This is a genomic window from Salinivibrio sp. SS3, from assembly GCF_001722105.1.
GTDB lineage: Bacteria > Pseudomonadota > Gammaproteobacteria > Enterobacterales > Vibrionaceae > Salinivibrio > Salinivibrio kushneri.
This window is the reverse complement of the sequence record NZ_MEBQ01000024.1, coordinates 1-21,477: the sequence shown is the minus strand read 5'-3', so window position 1 is coordinate 21,477 and position 21,477 is coordinate 1. Positions and strand designations below refer to the sequence as shown.

20 protein-coding genes are annotated in these 21,477 nt (G+C 50.4%); 12 read left to right on the top strand and 8 right to left on the bottom strand.

The features are described from left to right. Positions 1-82 precede the first annotated feature (82 nt). Entirely contained in the window at positions 83-991 is a 909-nt protein-coding gene (locus BGL48_RS10415) for a LysR family transcriptional regulator (protein WP_069362582.1), read from the top strand. A gap of 12 nt (positions 992-1,003) precedes the next feature. Here the strand turns inward: BGL48_RS10415 and ubiT are convergent, their stop codons facing one another. Beyond that, positions 1,004-1,510, bottom strand: coding sequence for a ubiquinone anaerobic biosynthesis accessory factor UbiT (gene ubiT / locus BGL48_RS10410; RefSeq protein WP_176719656.1), 507 nt, complete (start codon positions 1,508-1,510; stop codon positions 1,004-1,006). 219 nt (positions 1,511-1,729) lie between these two features. Here ubiT and ubiU point away from each other — a divergent pair, with 219 nt between their 5' ends. From ubiU to yqfB, 8 genes are all read left to right on the top strand, one after another. After that, the gene (gene ubiU, locus BGL48_RS10405) at positions 1,730-2,725 is read left to right on the top strand and encodes a ubiquinone anaerobic biosynthesis protein UbiU (protein ID WP_069362581.1); all 996 of its coding nucleotides are present in this window, start codon (positions 1,730-1,732) and stop codon (positions 2,723-2,725) included. Positions 2,726-2,734: 9 nt separating this feature from the next. Beyond that, positions 2,735-3,610 (top strand): U32 family peptidase, encoded by an 876-nt coding sequence (locus BGL48_RS10400; RefSeq protein ID WP_069362580.1) that lies wholly within the window; start codon positions 2,735-2,737, stop codon positions 3,608-3,610. Between the two features lie 46 nt (positions 3,611-3,656). Further along, positions 3,657-4,985, top strand: a complete 1,329-nt coding sequence (locus tag BGL48_RS10395) for an anaerobic C4-dicarboxylate transporter (protein WP_069362579.1) — start codon at positions 3,657-3,659, stop codon at positions 4,983-4,985. 28 nt (positions 4,986-5,013) lie between these two features. Next, positions 5,014-5,505: a GNAT family N-acetyltransferase gene (locus BGL48_RS10390; RefSeq protein ID WP_069362578.1), complete on the top strand. Its 492-nt coding sequence runs from the start codon at positions 5,014-5,016 to the stop codon at positions 5,503-5,505. Continuing rightward, positions 5,502-5,900 carry a VOC family protein gene (locus tag BGL48_RS10385; protein WP_069362577.1) on the top strand — a complete coding sequence of 133 codons (399 nt, stop codon included), beginning with the start codon at positions 5,502-5,504 and terminating at the stop codon, positions 5,898-5,900. The genes BGL48_RS10390 and BGL48_RS10385 overlap by 4 nt, the downstream gene beginning before the upstream one ends. Positions 5,901-6,086: 186 nt before the next feature. Beyond that, complete coding sequence (gene katG / locus BGL48_RS10380; protein ID WP_069362576.1) at positions 6,087-8,264, top strand: catalase/peroxidase HPI; 2,178 nt, start codon at positions 6,087-6,089, stop codon at positions 8,262-8,264. A 181-nt stretch (positions 8,265-8,445) separates the two neighbouring features. Then, the gene (gene dcuC, locus BGL48_RS10375) at positions 8,446-9,813 is read left to right on the top strand and encodes an anaerobic C4-dicarboxylate transporter DcuC (RefSeq protein WP_069362575.1); all 1,368 of its coding nucleotides are present in this window, start codon (positions 8,446-8,448) and stop codon (positions 9,811-9,813) included. 92 nt (positions 9,814-9,905) lie between these two features. Continuing rightward, the gene (gene yqfB / locus BGL48_RS10370) at positions 9,906-10,220 is read left to right on the top strand and encodes a N(4)-acetylcytidine aminohydrolase (RefSeq protein ID WP_069362574.1); all 315 of its coding nucleotides are present in this window, start codon (positions 9,906-9,908) and stop codon (positions 10,218-10,220) included. 78 nt (positions 10,221-10,298) lie between these two features. Here the strand turns inward: yqfB and BGL48_RS10365 are convergent, their stop codons facing one another. The 3 genes from BGL48_RS10365 to budA are packed head-to-tail and all read right to left on the bottom strand — an operon-like array spanning position 10,299 to position 13,583. Further along, positions 10,299-11,057 (bottom strand): SDR family NAD(P)-dependent oxidoreductase, encoded by a 759-nt coding sequence (locus BGL48_RS10365; protein WP_069362573.1) that lies wholly within the window; start codon positions 11,055-11,057, stop codon positions 10,299-10,301. Between the two features lie 25 nt (positions 11,058-11,082). Next, positions 11,083-12,765, bottom strand: a complete 1,683-nt coding sequence (alsS, locus tag BGL48_RS10360) for an acetolactate synthase AlsS (protein WP_069362572.1) — start codon at positions 12,763-12,765, stop codon at positions 11,083-11,085. 41 nt (positions 12,766-12,806) lie between these two features. Further along, on the bottom strand, positions 12,807-13,583 hold the full coding sequence (gene budA / locus BGL48_RS10355; protein ID WP_069362571.1) for an acetolactate decarboxylase: 777 nt from the start codon (positions 13,581-13,583) through the stop codon (positions 12,807-12,809). A 194-nt stretch (positions 13,584-13,777) separates the two neighbouring features. Here budA and BGL48_RS10350 point away from each other — a divergent pair, with 194 nt between their 5' ends. After that, complete coding sequence (locus BGL48_RS10350) at positions 13,778-14,695, top strand: LysR family transcriptional regulator (protein ID WP_069362570.1); 918 nt, start codon at positions 13,778-13,780, stop codon at positions 14,693-14,695. On the opposite strand, the gene BGL48_RS10345 is transcribed toward BGL48_RS10350, so the two are convergent. Continuing rightward, positions 14,692-15,750: a hypothetical protein gene (locus tag BGL48_RS10345; RefSeq protein WP_069362569.1), complete on the bottom strand. Its 1,059-nt coding sequence runs from the start codon at positions 15,748-15,750 to the stop codon at positions 14,692-14,694. The genes BGL48_RS10350 and BGL48_RS10345 overlap by 4 nt on opposite strands. A 123-nt stretch (positions 15,751-15,873) precedes the next feature. Beyond that, the gene (locus tag BGL48_RS10340; RefSeq protein WP_069362568.1) at positions 15,874-16,923 is read right to left on the bottom strand and encodes a hypothetical protein; all 1,050 of its coding nucleotides are present in this window, start codon (positions 16,921-16,923) and stop codon (positions 15,874-15,876) included. Positions 16,924-17,255: 332 nt separating this feature from the next. Here BGL48_RS10340 and BGL48_RS10335 point away from each other — a divergent pair, with 332 nt between their 5' ends. Together BGL48_RS10335 and BGL48_RS10330 are read left to right on the top strand one after the other, a co-directional pair. After that, complete coding sequence (locus BGL48_RS10335) at positions 17,256-17,846, top strand: transcriptional regulator (protein WP_083238536.1); 591 nt, start codon at positions 17,256-17,258, stop codon at positions 17,844-17,846. 488 nt (positions 17,847-18,334) lie between these two features. Further along, positions 18,335-19,825 (top strand): aerolysin family beta-barrel pore-forming toxin, encoded by a 1,491-nt coding sequence (locus BGL48_RS10330; RefSeq protein ID WP_069362566.1) that lies wholly within the window; start codon positions 18,335-18,337, stop codon positions 19,823-19,825. 163 nt (positions 19,826-19,988) lie between these two features. On the opposite strand, the gene BGL48_RS10325 is transcribed toward BGL48_RS10330, so the two are convergent. After that, complete coding sequence (locus BGL48_RS10325) at positions 19,989-20,552, bottom strand: sugar O-acetyltransferase (RefSeq protein ID WP_069362565.1); 564 nt, start codon at positions 20,550-20,552, stop codon at positions 19,989-19,991. Positions 20,553-20,768: 216 nt separating this feature from the next. Next, positions 20,769-21,477 (bottom strand): PPC domain-containing protein (locus BGL48_RS10320; RefSeq protein WP_176719655.1); only part of this gene is annotated, 709 nt, incomplete at its 5' end.

Genomic DNA, 21,477 nt, shown 5'->3' with positions numbered 1-21,477 from the left:
TTGGATGGATGTAGCTTATTAGCTTTCATTTATTGGATAAATAATCATAATAGATACAATTTGTATCAATTATAGAAACAATATGGATAGGCTAACGGCAATACGTAGTTTTGTAGAGGTAGCCAATTGCAAAAGCTTTACGCGGGCGGCCGAACAACTTGGGCTAACGCGTTTGCAGGTTTCAAGGCATGTTCAAGAGGTCGAGCAATGGCTTGCGCAGCGTCTGTTGCATCGGACAACGCGTAAAGTCAGCTTAACGTATGCCGGAGAGCAAGCCTATGGTCATTGCCAGCGTATTTTGGACGAAGCGGCGGCGTTAACGTTGACGACTGGACGACTACACGGCGCCTTAACCGGTCGTATTCGAGTCGCTGCGCCAATCGGCTTAGCGCAAGGGATCCTTGTTGCGCCAGTAACGCAATTTACCGATGCGCATCCAGAGGTCGTGATTGAAGTGATTGCCTCCGACCAATTTACGCCCTTAGTGGATGAGCGGGTCGATATTGCATTGCGCTTTACACCTCAGCCGGATGAGCATTTAATTGCCCGCAAACTCATGGCTATCGATTCTATCGTGTGTGCGTCACCGGCATATATAGCCCAGGCGTCCCAGCCTAATCACCCGAGCGATCTCAGTGATCACCCGTGCTTGATTCATGTCAGCGGTGATCATTGGCAGTTTATTAAAGACAGTCGCCGAGAAGAGATAAGAGTGAGTGGGCCGATTCACGCCAACGACTTAGGCACCCTGGTCAATGCGGCGCGAATGGGAAAAGGGATTGTCCGTGTGCCATGTGATTTAGCCAATCCCTATGTGGAGCAGGGGGAGTTAATACCTTTGCTGACCGATTATCGCTTACCGCCCAGTGCACTGTGGGCGGTCTATTTATCGCGTAGTTATCAACAGCCTGTCGTGCGCCACTTTATCGATCACTTGGCAAGCTGCTGGCAGCATGATATCCAAGCTCCCATTGATGGGTCAGATACTTGAAAAGCATGACAACTACAACGCGAGTTTAGTGAGGTACTGATGGCTTAACGTCAGTGAGCGTGCCAGCGGCTTGGGTAGGGTGTCGATTTCGAGGCTATCAAGCAGGTTTTTCACATGCAGCCCAAGTTCGGTATCACCACTGATACTGAGTTGGCGCTGGAAAAACAGCGTATCCGGATCGCAATAGTGGGTCGCCATTTTTAAAAACGCTAACCAATCTCCCTCGATACTGGCGTCTTCTTCCCCAGACAAGCGCACCAATAATTGGTTGTCTTCGTTCAGCGACACGAACCAATTCGCGTTGAGATCACGCAATCCAATGCGAATAGTACGGCCAGCAAGAAAGTCGAACTCGTCCTCTGCCAGCGGCACCGCAAAAGCGGTATTCATGACTTTGGTCAGCACCTGAGCTTGCAGCCCATGTGGCAACTGAGTGATGGCTTTTAGCCCCGGTGTAATCAGGTTTGGTTGGGGCATTGGAAGACTAAGGGGTTGTTGGGTGATTGGGTTAACGAGCATTTGGCTTTCCTTTGGTGCCAATGGTTGAATGCCACTAGAGTAGCGAGGTTGAATGCTACGCCATTGGATCCGAGTCAAAAATGAGAGGATTTTTTGAGCCAACAGCGTCATTTATCGCGATTTTTGTCATCATGGAGAAGTGAGCTTGATACACATCAACCCCCCACATTGGCAACGCCCTTATCTTAGCCGGACAATCATAAAATGGAATGCAATGTTATGGAGCTCCTTTGTCCGGCGGGCAATATTCCGGCGGTTAAAAAAGCGATCGAACATGGCGCCGATGCGGTGTATGTCGGCTTAAAAGACGATACCAATGCGCGCCATTTTGCGGGGCTGAACTTCACCGATAGCAAATTGCAGCGTGCCAGTCAGTATGTACATGACCACGGCAAAGACTTGCACGTTGCCATTAATACCTTTGCCCATCCTGATGGTTGGCGCCGTTGGCAATATGCGATTGATAGCGCCGCCGGAAATGGCGCAGATGCGCTGATCCTCGCTGACATGGCCTGTTTAGACTATGCTGCCAACACCTATCCCGATTTGGATATACACCTTTCTGTTCAAGCATCCGCCACTAACGCTGGGGCGATCCGTTTCTATCAGCAGCAATATGGCGTTAAGCGAGTGGTATTGCCGCGGGTGCTGTCTATTCATCAGGTTAAACAACTGGCACGCGATACCGATGTCGATTTAGAGGTATTTGCCTTCGGCAGCCTGTGCATTATGGCTGAAGGGCGCTGTTATTTATCGTCTTATCTTACCGGCCAATCGCCCAATACCGTGGGCGCTTGCTCACCGGCAGCATTCGTGCGCTGGCAAGATACTGAGCATGGGTTGGAGTCGCGCTTAAACGGCGTCTTGATTGATCGGTACCAAGCCGATGAAAAAGCGGGATATCCCACCCTATGCAAAGGTCGTTTCTGTGTCGATGGCAACCGCTATCACGCACTGGAAGAGCCCACCAGTTTGAACACTTTAAGTGTCCTGCCTGAGCTTTATCGCGCCGGGATCAAATCGGTCAAAATCGAAGGTCGTCAGCGCAGCCCTGCGTATGTGGAGCAAGTTGCACGGGTATGGCGTCAAGCGATTGATCGCTGTGTCGCAAACCCTGATGCGTTTGATATTGCACCGGATTGGGCGCACTCGCTCGATAGTCTTTCTGAAGGGGTGCAAACCAGTTTGGGTGCTTACCATCGCAAGTGGCAATAAGGAATTATGATGCAATTTTCTCTCGGGCCGATCCTGTATTACTGGCCTAAGGCTGAGGTTGAAGCCTTTTATCAAGCAGTGGCTGACAGCCAAGTCGATGTAATTTATCTCGGTGAAACCGTCTGTGCCAAGCGGCGAGAGCTGAAAACCAAAGACTGGATCGGGCTCGCGCGTGAGCTGGCTGAGTCTGGTAAACAAGTGGTGCTCTCGACCATGGCGCTGATTGAAGCGCCCTCAGAGCTGAGCATGCTAAAACGCTACTGTGATAATGATGATATTCGCATTGAAGCGAATGACGTGAGTGCGGTGCAGTTTTTAAGTGAGCGTCGGCAGCCCTTTGTGGTGGGGGCCGCTATCAACTGCTATAACCCACAAACATTAAAGCAATTTGTCGACCTAGGTATGACACGCTGGGTGATGCCGGTGGAGCTTTCGCGCGATTGGTTGGTGAATATGTTAAACGGCTGCGATGCACTGGGTATTCGCGATCAGTTTGAGGTGGAGGTGACTGGCTATGGTTACTTACCACTGGCTTATTCGGCACGCTGTTTTACCGCGCGCTCAGAAAACCGTGCCAAAGATGACTGCGAGCTGTGCTGCCTCAACTACCCCAATGGACGGTTAACCGAGTCACAAGAGGGTCAAGCGGTATTTGTGCTGAACGGCATTCAAACCCAGTCCGGACAGTGCACAAATCTCATTAACGATTTACCGTCAATGCAAGGGCTGGTGGATGTGGTGCGGTTAAGTCCACTGTCGCTTGACACCTTGCACTGGGTAGACAAATTCCGTGCTAACCAAGCAGGCAATAACCCGCAACCGCTTAACCACGATTGCAACGGCTATTGGCACCACTTGGCAGGCATGACACAAGTTCTAGGCTAAACGCATAACAAAAACAGCCTGCGTAGTCGGGTAGAGAGGTGAGGGTATGTTGTATTTAGAGTTCTTGTTCTTACTGCTAATGCTGTACATCGGCTCCCGATACGGGGGTATTGGGCTGGGCGTGGTTTCAGGGATTGGCTTGGTCATCGAAGTGTTTATCTTCCAGATGCCGCCAACGTCACCGCCCGTGACCGTGATGTTGATTATTCTTGCGGTCGTCACCTGCGCCTCTATCTTGGAAGCGGCAGGTGGCCTTAAGTATATGCTGCAAGTGGCCGAGCGATTATTGCGTAAAAATCCAAAACGCGTCACCTTGATAGCACCGTTTGTCACCTATGCCATGACCTTTATGCTTGGTACCGGTCACGCGGTGTATTCCATTATGCCGATTATCGGTGATGTCGCGCTGAAAAATGGTATTCGTCCGGAACGCCCAATGGCGGCGGCGTCAGTTGCCTCTCAAATCGCGATTACGGCCTCGCCGATTTCTGCTGCGGTGGTGTATTACCTTGCACAGCTTGCCGATATTCAACATGACATTACGTTAGTCTCGATTTTGTTGGTGACTGTCCCCGCCACCTTGTTCGGTACCTTGCTGATGTCTCTGTATAGCTTGCGCCGCGGCAAAGAGCTGGATGACGATCCGGATTACCAAGCGCGCTTACAAGACCCCGAATGGCGCGAACGTATCGAAAATACCACCGCGACCTCGTTAGATGAGGTATTACCCCGTTCCGCGCGCAATGCGGTGTTATTGTTCATCAGTGCCATCGTTACCATTGTGATTATCGCGATGTGGCCAGAAATTCGCACAGTAGCAGGGGCAAGTAAGGCCATCAGCATGTCGGTGGTTATTCAAATGATGATGCTCTGCTTTGGCGGGATCATCTTACTGGCGACTAAAACGGATCCGCGTAATGTGCCGAATGGCGTGGTGTTTAAATCTGGGATGGTGGCGGCCATTGCTATCTTCGGGATTGCTTGGATGTCAGACACTTACTTTCAATACGCGATGCCGCAATTTAAGTCGGGAATTGTGGAGATGGTCACTCAATATCCGTGGTCTTTTGCACTTGCCTTGTTTATCGTGTCAGTGGTTGTTAATTCACAAGCCGCGACCGCACGGATGATGTTGCCGGTGGGTCTTGGGTTAGGGCTCGATCCTGCGCTGCTTATCGGTATTATGCCGGCCGTGTATGGGTACTTCTTTATTCCCAACTATCCTTCTGATATTGCGACAGTGAATTTTGATGCATCCGGCACCACCAAAATTGGTAAATGGTATTTCAACCATTCATTTATGGCGGTCGGCTTAATTGGCGTGGTGAGCGCTTGTGCGCTCGGTTATGTATTAGGGCAGATTTTTATCGCCTAATACACAAAAGGATTTAAAGGACACAAGGATGCAAGTGAGACGCGCCTCAGTTGAGGACTTGGATGCCATCTTCGCTCTAAATGTACAAATTGGTGACATGCACCATCAACATGCGCCGCATCTGTTTGCAACGCCTGGCCCAAGCGGTCGGGCGTTTTTGCAGCAAGCGCTGCAAGAAGAGGATAAGTACTTTTGGGTGGCAGAGCATCAAAACAAAGTGATTGGCTTTTTGTCGGCAAGGCTGGAATCGTTTGTACACATTCCTCATCTGGTCGATGATCCCATGTGTCATGTGAATACCATTGTGGTTGACCGTGATGCGCGTGGAACCGGCGCGGGCAAAGCGTTAATGGCTGCGTGTACCCAATGGGCGAAAGACAATCATGCCACTGTGATTAAACTAGAAGTGATGACGTTTAATCAGGATGCGCAGGCGTTTTACCATGCGCTGGGGTTTACCCCAGACTCTATCACCATGATGCAAACATTGAATTGCGAGCCGGAGGAGCCAGCACAATGATTGATAAAGACACCGTGATGCGGGTGGCACGACCCACCGACAATTTGGCCGACATTACCAACATGTATTGCGATGGGCTGGGGTTTGAGCTATTGGCGACGTTTTCTGGCCATAATGATTTTGATGGCGCCATTATTGGTCACCCACATCATAACTATCACCTTGAATTTACCCATCATCGCGGTACGCATGTCGGTCCAGCGCCCTCACAAGAGAATTTACTGGTTTTTTATTTGCCGGATCACGCCGCATGGCAGGCGGCCTGTCAACAAATTGAAGCCGCTGGGTTTAAACCTGTGCCGAGCTACAATAGCTATTGGGATAAAGACGGGCGTACCTTTGAAGATCTGGACGGTTATCGTGTGGTGCTTCAAAATCGCGAATGGGCATGGTAAATGTGAGTTAGCGCGTCGCTCATAAGTTATTAACTATTAACATTATTGGCATAACAGATTAGCGCTTTGTGTGATTGTCTATTAACGTTACTCATGTTTAGTTAGCAATAACTAATGATAGCGTCAGTGCGGCCTAGTCAGGTGTTTTAGCGTTCGCACTGATGGATAAAACATAAGGAGAAAGCAATGTCTCAGCAACGCTCAACGTCGGGCGGTCAATGCCCCGTGATGCATGGTGGCGCAACATCGGAAGAGATGGCACACAAAACCTGGTGGCCCAATGCACTCAATCTCGACATTCTTCATCAGCACGACAGTAAAACCTCCCCCTTTGATAACGATTTTGATTACCCGTCAGCCCTAAAAACACTCAATATTGACGCACTTAAAAATGACGTTAAGTCGCTACTTACCGAGAGTCAGTCATGGTGGCCTGCCGACTGGGGACATTATGGCGGTTTGATGATTCGCATGGCGTGGCACTCCGCGGGGAGCTATCGCATTGCCGACGGCCGCGGTGGCGGTGCGACAGGGAACCAGCGTTTTGCGCCTTTGAACTCATGGCCGGACAACGCCAACCTTGATAAGGCTCGTCGTCTGTTGTGGCCCATTAAGAAAAAATATGGCAACAAAATTAGCTGGGCCGATTTAATGTTACTTGCGGGGACGATGGCTTATGAATCGATGGGCTTAAAAACCTATGGGTTCGCATTTGGCCGCGAGGATATTTGGCACCCTGAGAAAGATACCTACTGGGGCGCAGAAAAAGAATGGTTGGCCCCAAGTGATGCTGAGAACAGCCGCTACTCTGGCGAGCGCGATCTGGAAAACCCATTGGCGGCGGTGATGATGGGGCTGATTTATGTCAACCCAGAAGGGGTAGATGGCCACCCCGATCCGCTTAAAACCGCGCAAGATATGCGTGTCACCTTCGAGCGGATGGCGATGAACGATGAAGAAACTGTTGCGCTCACCGCGGGTGGCCATACTGTCGGTAAATGTCACGGCAATGGCGATGCGGAACAACTTGGTCCTGAGCCGGAAGCCGCGGCGATTGAAGAGCAAGGCTTAGGTTGGAACAACCACCAAGCACGTGGCATTGGTCGTGATACGGTCACCAGTGGTATTGAGGGAGCCTGGACCACCCACCCCACGCAATGGGATAACGGCTACTTTTATCTGTTGTTTAACTACGAGTGGGAATTGAAGAAAAGCCCAGCAGGCGCGTGGCAGTGGGAGCCTATCGACATCAAAGAAGAAGATAAACCTGTCGATGTGGAAGACCCCACCATTCGTCGTAATCCGATGATGACGGATGCCGACATGGCACTCAAAATGGATCCGACTTATCGCAAAATTGCGGAGCGTTTCTATCAAAATCCCGAACAGTTAGCGGATGCCTTTGCTAAAGCTTGGTTTAAACTCACGCACCGCGATATGGGACCCAAATCGCGCTATATCGGCCCAGATGTGCCGAGTGAGGATTTGATTTGGCAAGATCCTGTGCCGGCAGGGCGTGCCGATTATGACGTCGCGGCGGTAAAAGCAGATATTGCCAACAGCGACCTGACGCTGGCAGAGAAAGTGACCACCGCATGGGATAGCGCACGGACTTATCGCCAATCCGATAAGCGGGGTGGGGCGAACGGCGCGCGGATCCGCCTAGCGCCGCAAAAAGATTGGCAAGGGAACGAGCCGGAGCGTCTAGCGAAGGTGATTAACGTGCTGAGTAATATTGCCCAGAAGCATCAGGTTAGTCTGGCTGATACCATCGTGCTAGCAGGCAATCAAGGCATTGAAGAAGCGGCAAAAGCGGCTGGCGTCCCCGTCGACGTCCCCTTCGCACCTGGCCGCGGTGATGCGACCATGGAGCAAACCGATATTGCTTCGTTTGAGGTGTTAGAACCGATTGCAGATGGATTCCGTAACTGGCTGAAAAAAGACTACACCGTTCAGCCTGAAGAGTTACTGCTAGACCGTGCTCAACTGATGGGACTGACAGCCCCAGAAATGACGGTACTGCTGGGAGGGATGCGCGTGCTTGGCACCAATCATGGCGGTGCGTCGGAAGGTGTGTTGACTGACCGTGTGGGTCAGCTAAGTCATGACTTTTTCGTCAATTTGACGGACATGGCGTACCAATGGAAACCTGTTGGCCGCAACCGCTATGAAATCATTGCACGCGATTCTGGCGCGGTGAAGTGGACGGCAAGTCGCGTCGATCTCGTGTTTGGCTCAAACTCTATATTGCGCGCTTACGCTGAGTTTTACGCGCAAGATGATAACCAAGCCAAGTTTGTGCATGATTTTGTCGCGGCGTGGGTAAAAGTGATGAACGCGGACCGCTTTGATCTCCACCACTAGCCGATAACCGAATCAAGACAAACTATGATCGCCAAGCCGCCTTTTATTGAGAGGCGGCTTTTTATTTGTCTTAAATCAAGCTCGGGGTTGGTTGTTGTCGTGCTACAGGCAGGGGTTTAGTACAGTGAGCTGAGTAAATTCCATCCCATTCTTTTATTTTTACCATCTGGTGGAGTGAATTATGCTAGAACTGCTCATTGGGCTTGTTGTAACAGTGGCTGTGGGCTACTTCATTGTCAAAGGTTATCGTGCTGCAAGCACCTTGCTAACCGCAGGGATTTTATTACTGATTATCACCGGGTTAATCGGGCACAGTGTGCTGCCGGATAAATTAACGTCAACGGGGAATCTGTTTACTGACTCGCTGGAATACGTGAAATACATGCTGCAATACCGAGGTGGCGGCCTTGGGATGCAAATTATGTTGTTGTGCGGCTTTGCTGCCTATATGTCGCACATTGGTGCCAACAACGTCGTGGTGAAACAGTTCTCTAAGCCGCTATCGGTGATCAAGTCACCCTATGTGCTGCTCGTAGCGGCTTATATCGTGGCATGTTTGATGTCGCTGGCGGTCAGCTCTGCCACTGGGTTGGGGGTCCTGCTGATGGCGACCTTGTTCCCGATGATGACCGCGATGGGCATTTCTCGTCCTGCCGCTACCGCAGTGTGTGCATCACCTGCTGCTATTATCTTGTCACCCACGTCGGGCGATGTGGTGATTGCAGCGGAAAAAGCAGGCCTACCGCTTCACGTGTTTGCGGTTGAAACCGTATTGCCGGTCTCTATTTGTGCGATCATCGTGATGGCCGCCGCGGCTTACTTTTGGAATAAATATCTGGATAACAAAGAAAACACGCCGATGGAGCGTGTGGATGTCTCTGAGATAGAAACACACGCGCCTGCTTATTACGCAGTGTTGCCGTTTTTACCCATTATCGGGGTGTTCCTATTCAATGGGAAAACCATCGAGGGGCTGTATCTTGATATTTATACCATCGTGGTCTTGTCGATCTTTTTAGGGGCATTGGTGGACTTTGCGACCAAGAAATTTGATGGCAGAAGAACGCTAGAAGATCTCGATGCCTGCTATGAAGGCATGGCGGATGCCTTCAAAGGCGTCGTGATGCTGTTGGTGGCTGCCGGTGTATTTGCCCAAGGCTTGATGTCGATTGGTGCGATTGACAACTTATTGGGCCTAGCGGAGAGTGCGGGCGCAGGCGGTATCGCGCTGATGTTGTTGCTAACCCTGCTCACTGTGGCGGCAGCGATTGCGACCGGGTCAGGCAATGCGCCTTTCTATGCGTTTGTCGAACTCGCGCCATCGTTAGCCGCGAAGATGGGACTTAACCCAGCCTTTTTGATTATCCCCATGTTGCAAGCATCTAATTTAGGCCGCACGGTTTCGCCGGTATCAGGCGTGATTGTAGCGACCTCAGGGATGGCAAAACTCAGCCCGTTTGAGGTGGTTAAACGCACCTCGGTGCCGGTGCTTTGTGGATTAATTACCGTGATTATTGGCACCCTTGTATTGGTGCCGATGATGGCGTAACGTCGCAAGGCATGTAAAGCCCGCGTGCAGGTGCTCGCGGGCTTTTTAAATCGCATCGCACCCTTGACCAACACAGTTTGGAAGCAAACAACATGACTGCCCCGACCAAAATCACCTTCTTCTCCACCTTAACGCCCATGGTGGCCGCTGGTGTTAAAACCATCACCATTCGCGATGAGTCCGAAAGTCACTATCAACCTGGTTCGCGTGTCGCGGTGCATCAGCTAGAAACTGATGATTATGTGTGTGACATTGTGATCGACAGCGTTGCGCCGTTAGCGTTCGAGGACATTAATGCCCGCCATGCTGAACAAGAGGGGATGTCACTTTCCGACTTGAAGGCGCTGATTTTGCAAATCTACCCAGCGCGTCCCCCGTTGTTTGTGATTGATTTCCACCTTGCTTAAACACCCGCTATTTTACTGAGTGGCTCGCCTATAAAAAGCGCCCGATAACACGGACGCATTGGGACGCTTGATGGTTTATTAGACGATTTTAGGTTGACCATCCGAGGCGGTGGCACCCCCGTCGACGGGGAGATTAACACCGGAAATAAATGACGCATCGTCACTGACAAGAAATGCTACCGCAGAAGCAACCTCTTCAGGCTCTGCTGGACGACCTAGTGCGATACGTTCATTGAACTTTTCCCGCACCGATTCAGGCCAGCCATTAGTCATATTGGTTTTGACTAAGCTCGGGCAAACGGCATTAATACGCACCCCTTGAAGGCCGTGATCGAGTGCCATGGCACGTGTTAGATTCGCAACCGCGCCTTTTGCAGCACAGTAAAAAGCCGCGCCCCAATCACCGCCCAGGCCTGATACTGACGCCGTATTTACCATCGAGCCTTTGGTTTTTATTAACTCAGGCATGGCGTATTTAGCGCAAAAAACCACACCATCAATATCGACACCTGATACTTTTTCCCAGTCGTCCAATGTGCCGTCAATCACCGAGCCAGGTGTATGCACCCCAGCGTTATTGATTAGCATATCTAACTGACCAAAGTGAGACACCACTTCTTGAATCATGGCTTCTACCGCTTTTGGATCTGAAACATCGACAGAGAGCTTCAAGACGCGATCAGCATCGTATTTTGCAGCTGTGTCATTTAATGCCGCTTGGTTCCAGTCCGCAATGGCCACTTTGGCGCCTTCTTGATAAAGGCGGTCGGTAATCGCGGCGCCAATACCGTTGGCGGCACCGGTAATCAATGCGACTTTTTGGTTAATACCTTTCATTGTGTTCTCCTTTATGTCTGTTTGATCAGGCGAATACCGGATCCATGCTGCCGGCCTCGCGTGGGGCCATTAGCTTAAAGTTGTCGCTGTAGTCCACGGGAATGGCGATAACAGCTGGGCCTTGGGTATCCATGGCTTGTTTCAGTTGAGTGACTAAATCTTCTTGTCGTGTCACCGCAAAGCCTTTAGCGCCAAAGGACTCGGCGTAGGCTTTAAAGTCAATCGGGCCAAATTTCACACCGGAGAAGCGCTGATATTTTTTGACTTCTTGCATCTCTACCATGTTGTAGGCGTTGTCCACCCAAACAATGTGTAACAAGTTGCATTTGAGGCGGACTGCGGTTTCAAGCTCCATGCTCGATTGCATAAATCCACCGTCTCCGGACACGGACACCACTTTGCGATCGGGGTTGAGCAAGCTCGCACCAATCCCCCAAGGAAGGGCGACGCCCATGGTTTGTTGACCGTTCGAGACCAGTAATTGACGGGAACGGAAACAGTTGAGGTAACGGGCGATCCAGATATGGAAGCTGCCCATGTCAAGACACAGTGTGGTGTCTGGCGTGATCACATCCTGCATTGCCTTGATCAAATGCAGTGGATGCATGGCGAAATCTTGGTGTGAACGACTGTATGCTCGAATGGCTTGGCGCTGGTGGGCGACTTCTTCCAGCAGATCGACCGTCGAGGCGGGCATTAACCACTGATGGTCGAGCTGCTCGGTAAGCGCATTAAGGGTTGGCTCAATTTGGCCAACAAGCTCGACACTGGGGCGGTAATAGTGCTCAATTTCTGCAGGGGCCACATCAATATGGACAATATCGGTGTGTTGGGTGTTCCAAAGCTCCGGGTCATACTCAATCGGGCCAAAACCAATGGTGACGATCAGATCAGCGTTCGCTAACAAAAGATCGCCCGGTTGATTATTAAATAATCCGACCCGACCGGCAAAGCGCTGATAGTAGGTGATGTCGACGGTGCCAGCGGCCTGGTAGGTCCCGATGACCGGAAGCTGGGTACGATTGAGTAGGGCGCGAATGGCTGCCGCATTTTCGGGACGGCTGGCTTGCAAACCGAGTAAAAATACTGGATTACGCGCCCCTTTGATTTTGTTTGCCGCTTCGCGGATAGAGCGTGTATCGGCCACGCCTAGCGGGGCAGGAAATGAGGGGGCGAGTACGCCACTCTCCACGGGTTGGTTGAGAATATCCATCGGTAGACTGACAAAGGCAGCGCCAGGGCGACCGCTTTCTGCCGCACGAAAAGCGTTGGCAAGAATTTCAGAGGTGGCTGAAGCTGCTTGTACTTCAGCACTGTACTTGGTCACCGAATTGAAAATGCTGACGGTATCTAGGCTTTGGTGGGTTTGTTTTTGTTGATCGGCCCGTTTCACCGCCCCCCCTAAAGCAACCACAGGATCGCCTTCAGAATTGGCGGTCGCCACGCCAGTCACTAGGTTCGTGCAGCCCGGACCGGATGTTGCCATGGTAACGCCCGCTTTACCGGTTAAGCGGCCAATAACACCGGCCATAAAGGCGCCATTCGCCTCATGGCGGACCGGGATCATTTTAATATTGGTATCTTCAATCGCATCAAAAAGGCGATCAATTTTTGCCCCGGGAATACCAAAGATATAATCGACGCCTTGGCGTTCTAGGTGATTTGCGACCAGTTGTGCGCCTGTGTCCCACTGTGTTGTTTTTGTCATCTTGGGCTCCTCGTGAGGTTAGCTCCCTATGGGAGGTGATATTATTTTTCTGCTTGTTCGATAGCGGCGTGTATGTTGTCCGGGGTTAAGTTCGCGCCGAGGAAGCTGGCATTCGTTGGTAGATCAATGACCAGTTTTGAGACCCGACCAATTTGCAAGGTGCCACAGGCCAATTCGTAGTCTTGAACATGCCCCCCGCCTTGGCGTGTGTCAGTGATAAAGTGCTCGTGATAGCCTGCGACATTGATGCCCTGGGTATACTGTGGGCTGCGAAAGCCAGCAATCACGCCATTGACATGGTCAAAGCGAAACTCAGGCTGCGCGGCGATAGCCTCAAGCATGGGTTTGTACGGCGGAGTTTGTTTGGGCACAGTACGGGTGCGCACATGTTCAAAGGCCCCATCGATACGAACCGCACAAAAAATATTGTCGCTTGGCACCCAGCTATCGATGACATCATGCAGCTCTTGGCGCGACATGGGGTGATCAAAAGACTGGCTGATCTCTGGCTTGAAAAAGGTCATGACCGCAAAGGGAGTCTTTTGCTCCGGATCGGCATGACGCGCCGAGCCATCACTGCGCAGTTGGAATAGGGTTTTATCAAAGGCGATGAGTTCACCGTCGAGTTGGTTGAATGTGCCGAGCCCGAAGTCGCCATGTTTAAGGAGATCGGCCATGGTGGTTTCTCCTTCGTAAACGCCATCAATCAAGGCACTCATCAAAGAGGTTTGATAGATTTCGCCCTCTCCAGTGTGTTGGTGATGTTCAACATAGGCGGCCGCAATGTGCTCGGCGCAGTGGCAGGTTTGGGTGCTCATAAAGCGTCCTCGTTAACCGTATTTAACAACCGTTCTGATAACCAAACGGTTGGTTGCGTGATACCTATGGCTATGATGCGAGCTGGCTTGGATAGCATCCAATACAAAAAAGGTTGGCTTTGATATCGAAAAGATATGGCACATAAAAAACGTGTTAAGATACTGAATACCAGAAAGTTCTCAGAGGTAAGGTCATGGAGCTAAGGTATTTACGGTATTTTGTAACGGTGGCAGAGTGCCAGCACTTTACCCGCGCAGCCGAAAAACTGGGCATTGCGCAACCACCACTGAGTCAACAAATTAAAAAGCTAGAGCAAGAGGTGGGTGTGCCTTTGTTTGAACGCTTATCCCGCGGGGTGGCATTAACACCCGCCGGTCAGGTGCTTTATGATGATGCGGTGAAAATCTTGGCGCAGTTAGATCATGCGGTGCAGCGGGTCAAACAAGTCGCGCGAGGCGAGCGAAATCAACTGCGACTTGGGTTTGCCAGCTCGACGGTGGTGAGCCAAGCGGTGTTAGAGCTTGTTCGGCGGTTACAGCAATCCCATCCAGACATTGATTTTCAACCGATAGAGTTACCCATGCCAGCGTTGGTGGAAACCTTGCGCCAGCAGGATGTCGATCTCGCCTTTCTTCGCCTGCCTTGTTATGCCAGTGAACACGTGGCGCACACGCCGCTTTTTTCTGATCCGTTTAAGCTGGTGGTACCTGCTCATCATGCTTTTGCCAAGCAGCAAAGCGTGACGTTGTCACAACTAGGACATGATCCGATTATCCTGTTTCCGCGTGATATTGGCCCCGGATTACACGATGCCTTAGTGGATGGGTTAAAAGGGGCAGGACTGACGCCATCGAATGCTTCGTTGGCGCCGCAATTGCATTCGGCAACGGCGATGGTTTCCGCGGGGTTTGGGATTGCCCTAGTGCCTGAATCATTGACGACGCAACTGAGCGACCATGTTGCTGTGGTTAGCGTTGAGGACATGCCCTTGGTGAGTCACGTCGTGTTGGCGTGGCAGCGTACCAATACTGCTCGGGTGGTACGCCAGTGCATCCATACCGCACGTGAACAAATCGAACGCTTGGCGTCAGAGCCTGTCGCGGGCGACTAAGATTGTTGCGCTGCGCGTTGCAGAAACTCCAATTGCATCCGCTCTTGCTCGTTCATTTGATAGGGCTCGTCGGATAATTGTCCGGTATCGAAAGTACCGAGTGAATAATAGTCTTGTGGGCTGATGCCAAATTGTGCCCGTTCACCGGGATAACCGGACATACGCTCAATGACCACGTCTTTCAGTTGCCATTCATCACCATAGCCACGCATTGCGGCTTTGAACGCGCGTAGCGCCAGAGTTTGCTCTCCTTCACTGAGGCGTGTCTTACTGGTTAATGCCGCAACGGGTTGATCGTCAGCAGTAAATAGATTGGCACGCACTCGGTAAATACCGCTTTTTTCGATATCCAAAACCAGCGGTATCACCATATCTGGCCCGCGGCCGAAAACCGGCTTCACCCCTTTCACTTCCGCAATAGGTTGATAAAGACGAAAGTCGGCAGTGAGCACGTCGTCGCCCCCATCAAAATTGAGAGCCGCTTTGAGGCGAAGCTCAATGGGCCAGTCAGCTTTGGGCTCAATGTTCCACTGTGTCTCTGTCACATTAAGGCGGGTCAATTCCCGATTAGCCTCGACATCAATGACTGACACAGTCGCGTGATTAAAAGAGGCCGGGGTGATCAGTGAGGCTTGAATGTTTTCCGGATAAAAGTAGCGGTATTGGTTGAGCTTTAATGCTGCTTTTACCGAGCCATCGAGGATCGGCATCGGCGTCGAGACATATCGATTCCAGTGTAGATAAGGGCTTTGCTTCGATGGAATCGGGATCGAATAGGAGGGGTGCTGGATTTGCTCTGCATAGTCGGCCGCAATGTAGCTCAGTGTCGGTGCCATCGAGGTTTGTACGATATCGGGTTCTTCTGGACGATATTGCGCATTTCGAGGGGTAGACGCTGGCGTCGATGGCTCGTATTCGGCAACGTCGGGCGATGGCTGTTGAATGCTCTGTTCAGCCGTCATTTTGGTGGGCGGCGCGCCGGGAGTATCAAGCCATAGGTAGGCAGTAATGCCAATGGATACGACCAAGGTTACTGCGAGTAGCAGTCGAGTCATAGCAATCCCTAATTAATGTGTTACAGGCACGGTAGCACAGGAAAGAAAAGCGAATCAGTCGTCCTACTGCCCTTGTATCGATGAAAGGGCAGCTTTGTTAATGACGTCACAGTGTATCCGAAATTATTGTGGAAGAGCATGAACCAGCTCTGACAAGGTGTCACGGTCTGAATCACGGACAAAGCGGTATTTCTTGCCGAACCAGCCATCTTCGTCAACGGTCTCGACGGCGATACGAGACTGATCGCCGAGCACAAGCTCTGGATCGGTTGCCGTCACCTTCCCCTTGTGCCAAGGGTTAAAGATAGTGAGGTGGCTGTATTTGTCGCCCATCAACAGTGGATAGTGCGAGGGCATAAAACGTCTAACCCCTTTGTGGACATAATCTAACTGGCCGTCGAACTCAATCGCGGTCGAACAGCTATCAAATGCATCGGCATCGGCAGCGCCACAGGCGGAGTGGGCGGCAACCACACCATCATCACTGCCTGGAATAAAGGGAGATGTCGCCCCCAAGAAGTCAGAACCATTTCCGACAAAACGAATACGCGGTACGCGGTTATCAGGCCACATCGCGAGTTGTCGCGCGTTGGCCACTTTCAAGTCGTTCAGTACGCCGATATTGCCCTTGCTGGGGAGTTGTCCCATCCATAGTGACACGGCTTTTTTCATGGCATGATTGAGCCAACCGCCGCCTTCGGTAACATTCACCGCGATATTGGCCAACTCAACGCCGCCACCCGCACCGGCGAAGTCAAAGGTGCCGACAATGTTGAGTGGCTGGAGCCCTGCGTTGGTCAGCCAGTTTTCTTGATTATCTAACAGGTAGCGCGCTACCAAGTCGCCGGTAGAGTGGGTGACTAAAAGGCAGCCGGACAGACAGGTTTCTTGCTCTGAAAGCGTTTTTAATGCAGGCCATAGATAATCTGAGGCAATCTTTCCTTCGATGCGCTCGTGGGCGGGCCAATCGATACGGGCATCAGCATGCTGTAACCAGTAGTTTTGCCAGTAGTCTGAGCCATCCACGGCAACTTGATCACGGTCTGGACGGCTTTGTAGCTGATCGGGTTGAAAACCATGAATTAACACCACGCTGTAAGGACCGATGGCTGAAAAGCTTGCCGTAGACAGCAATAACGAGACGATACAGAGTGCTTTATAAATATATTTCATATTTGTTGCCAACCTGTTTTGAGTAAACACTCAATATTATATAGCGTATTATGCAATAAATGCCATAGTGATAAATTGGTCAATAAAACAGCATTTAAACGTAAAAAGAAAAAAACACGCTATCCACGTCGTTGTTTTGTATAGTAAACAACCGTATTTTGTGTAAACAGGCATCAGCCGGAACAAGCATTAACCTTATATTGTTAAGGGGTAATGTTTTTATAAATAAACGGATTAATCACATCATTTATTGAAATGTGATCTTGTTTCTAAATAAAACGATGCTTATCGCACTAAATAATTGATTGTTTTATTATTAAAAGAAAAACACTATGATTTATTTCGACAATGTCGCAAGGAAACTTCACAACGGTCACAAGTCAACACGAATTGGATGTCGCGAGACACTTATACTCGAATGCCTTTTAAAACACTCACCTCAGTCGGTGAGCAAGAAGACACTGATTTGTTATGGTTGGGGCAATGAATACATTGGCCAGACATCGTTGGCAAAATCGATCAGTGCACTACGGCGTGCACTGCTTGCAGTCGGTGCGGATGCCTCATTGGTGATCACTGTTCCTAAGTATGGTTATCGGTTAACTGAAGGTATGATCTCCTATCCTCCTGCTGATCTGGTGTGCAGCGATGATGCGTCAGGGCAACACTCGGCATCTTCTAAAGAAACACAACCCGCCCAAACTCAAGTGGTCAGTCAAGGACGACGCAACGCGCCGCTCTACCGGCAGTGTTTGTTAATTGCGATGACATTACTGCTGTGCGTGGCGACAAGCGTGTTCGTGGTTGGAAAAATCAATGGGTGGCGGTGGAGTGATTTGGTTCAGCGAGGAGGATTAAATCAAAAGCGTATTGGGAGCTTTACGTGTTTTACCCGCCTGGCAGTGAACTTGGTTTTTCCATAGAGCAATTTTTGACACACAGCCAGTGTAACTGCCTTGTTTATACTGAAAAAAAATATAAGTACGCCACTCTTCTTTTTGTTTCAAAGAAGACACACCGAAGCACGTTTATTCGATACTCTCCGCTCAATATTATTCATGCGACACAAAAAATAGATGAATTTCTCCAACAGGAAAAATAGCGCCCTTGTTTGAATTAGCTTTAGCTAAATTAAATGGTGTATTTGGTTTTTTTGCCCTTTAATGGCTCTGAAAATAGAGCCTATACTCTATTTTATTGTCGCTATAACCTTCTCCGATTATTGAATAAATATCACATTGAATATCCCGTATACTTTTGAATTAAACTCGATAAGATTATGAAATTTAAGGGTAATTAAATTCAATGTTTTTCATTATTTTTTATTGATTCTTTATGAAAGGGTAAGAGCTGCGACTACCATGACAGTCGCACAATAACTCGTATTAATGCTTGATAAGGAATACGTTAAATGGCGAATAAAACACATGTAACCGCGCTCACGCTGTCCAGCTTATCAATACTGGTTTATGCAGGGCTCGCGCAGGCAAACATATACCCTGATCAAATTGTGCTCGATACCTTAGGCGAGGATCAATGCCGGGCCAACTATCGGCCATTAACGGCAGACGAGGCGAGTACCCACCGCCACTTTTTGATGGATCGCATGGGGAAATGGCAAATCGCTGGACTCGAAGGCGATTGGGCGATCATGGGTAGCGGCTATAACGGTGAAATCAAACACTACGGCCAAACGAAAGATACATGGTGTTATCCCATCAATGATGAGGGCGAGATCCCGGATTACGCCGCGCAAAGCGTACCAGAAGGGACTGAGCTCGATGTCCAATATTCACTGGTCAATAACCGCAGTGAATTTGTCAAGCCGCTGAGTTATCTCGCGCATTACCTGGGTTATGCATGGGTAGGTGGTAACCACAGCGATTACGTTGGTGAAGACATGAACGTTTGGCGTTCCGGCGATCAATGGTTGATCCGCGGCAACAATGATGGTGGATGTGATGGCTACCGCTGTGACGATAAAACCACCATCAAAGTGGATAACTTTGCTTACACCTTAAATGACAGCGATTTTTGGCATGGTGATGTGGTCGAGTCTGATCGCCAGTTAGTTAAAACGGTTTCAGCGGTAGCACGGAATAATACCGATGTTGATCAACAGGTTGTCGTTGATCTTAAAGTCGATGAGGCCACCAATTGGGAGAAAACCAACACCTATGGGTTTGCGCAAAAAGTACAGACAGAAAACGAATTTAAGTGGCCATTGGTCGGCGACACCAAGCTCACTATTTCATTTGAGGCGAATCAAAGTTTTGCTAACAGCAATGGTGGCTCGAGCAGTGAGCAAGTGACCTTGCAAGCCCGTCCTTTCGTTCCAGCACACTCAGAGATCCCAATCCGCGTTGAGTTATATCGCTCAAGCATTTCTTATCCGTATCGCTTTGGCGCCGATGTTAGTTATGACGTGACTTTTGACGGCTTCTTGCGTTGGAACGGCAACGCATGGCATTCGCACCCTGAAAATCGTCCTACTTCACGACATACCTTTACGATGGGACGCAGCAGTAAGCCTGAGCACGATATTGCTTACCAGTGGCACCACCGCTATATCCCGGGTGAAGTCAAATGGTGGGACTGGAGCTGGGCCATTGAAAAATACGGACTGCAAAGTATGCAGTGGGCGACAGGAAAGAGCTTGCGTCCTTTCTACTCGTATGTGTCTGGCGACTTCTATGCAGAATCTCAATATGCGGGCACCATTGAAGTTGGACAAGCCAAATCGTTTACTTCTCACCACGCTACGCGTAGCAAGCGGTCTGCGCCCCTCATGGCAAGCCATGATCGCGTAAATGGGGTGGAGCTTATTTCTAACTTTGATTCGGATGAGTTGGCCGCGCTCGGATTTGACAATGCTGAGTTGACGATTAAGCCTGCTCAGTAAGCCGAAGCAGCAAGCTGTTAGCAAACGTGCCGCACCAAGAGGTGCGGCTTTTCTTTTCAGATGGCTGTTGGGGGGCGTCCGACCTCAAGAACTTGTGCGATAGTTGCAGAACAGTGCTTTCATAGACTAATTCATTAGCGCAATATTGACGCGTTGAATTTGCTCACGCCTCTTGCTTGCTGCTCAGTGCTTTGAGGTGGCGAGCAGGTGTCCCTCCGTATAGACTGTCAGGCGGCACGTCGTGCTTAACCACCGAGTTGGCGGCGATGACGCTGCGCGCCCCGATCGTGACGCCCTGACAGATCACCACATTGCCGCCAATCCACACATCGTCTTCCACCACGATGGGTTTGCACCAAGTCTCCCACGCGCGCCGGCTTTGATAATCGAGAGAGTGGGTAGGGGTGTAAAACTGGGTATTGGGGCCAATCAGCACATGGTGACCAATCGTGATCGGAGCGCCATCGAGCATAGTGACATTCATATTGATTAAGGTATTGCTGCCAACCCGAATGGTCTCACCAAACTCGCAATAGAACGGCGGTTGGATCACCGAACCTTCGCCGATAGCACTCAGTAACTCGCGCAGCAGTTGCTGCCTTGTCGTCGCCTCTATTGTTTGATTGAATGCCAGTAAGGTTCGTGTGGCATGGTCTCGCCTGATATCAATAGAGCCATCACTGTCATCGAAGACAAGTCCTTGGCACATCTTTTCCCATTCGGTCATGGTTTCTCCTTATTAATCGTGAACAGTGATACAAGGCCTGTCATCGCGGCATTATCTCAGTTTGTGGGAGCGTGAAAACAGAAATCATTCCTTAAGCGTTTTTCCTCTTTCTATTATTTTCCTCCTCCTATGGAAATCGAACAAAAAAGCGCCACTCGGCAGTGGCGCTTGGTAGCATTTTTTAGTGCTTAGTGCTTAGTGCTTAGTGCTTAGCGATCAGCGAAAGTAAACGCGCACATCGGTTTGGCTTCGGCTTCCATCGCCCGTGAGCAGTAGGTGCAGACGTTGCTGATCACGTAAATCGACCTCGATATACTGGTTGCTGCCCGGCACGTCTGAAACGGCTTGATTTTGCGCTTGCGTTGGCCAGTAATCCTCGGCGGCGAATACGCTCAGATCGCCCGCGTCACCGTCCGCCATGACCCACACTTGCGCTTTGGTTGCGCCTTCAGGCACATCGGCATATAGGTAGCGACGTTGATAAACGCTAATACTGTTGGGGCTGGCGACGTTAAGTTGCATCGGGCGCAAGTCATCGGTGCCAGCTGGCGTTTCAGGCTGTGGTTCTGGCGTTGGCTCGGGTTGTACTTGGCCTTCCGCATTCACTTTGACGGTGACATCGGTAAAGTCACCACGCCCGGTGACACTTAAGGTATAGCGGCCTGGCTCTACATCGTTAAGGGTCACGGTTTCATTACTCGTCTGGTTCCACTCGGTGGCGTCAAAATCGTAATAGTGCGCTTGACGATCTTTCGCCACGTAGAGATCGGCATTGCCCTGTCCTTCAAGGCTAAATGTCAGCGCGCTAGCAGGTTGGGTAAGGTCAATTTGATACAGGTGCTCACTGTAGGCTTGTCCACTAATGGTAACGGTTTGACCTAGAGACAGGGTTGTGACGTCTGATTGTTCTGGCTCTGGCTCTGGC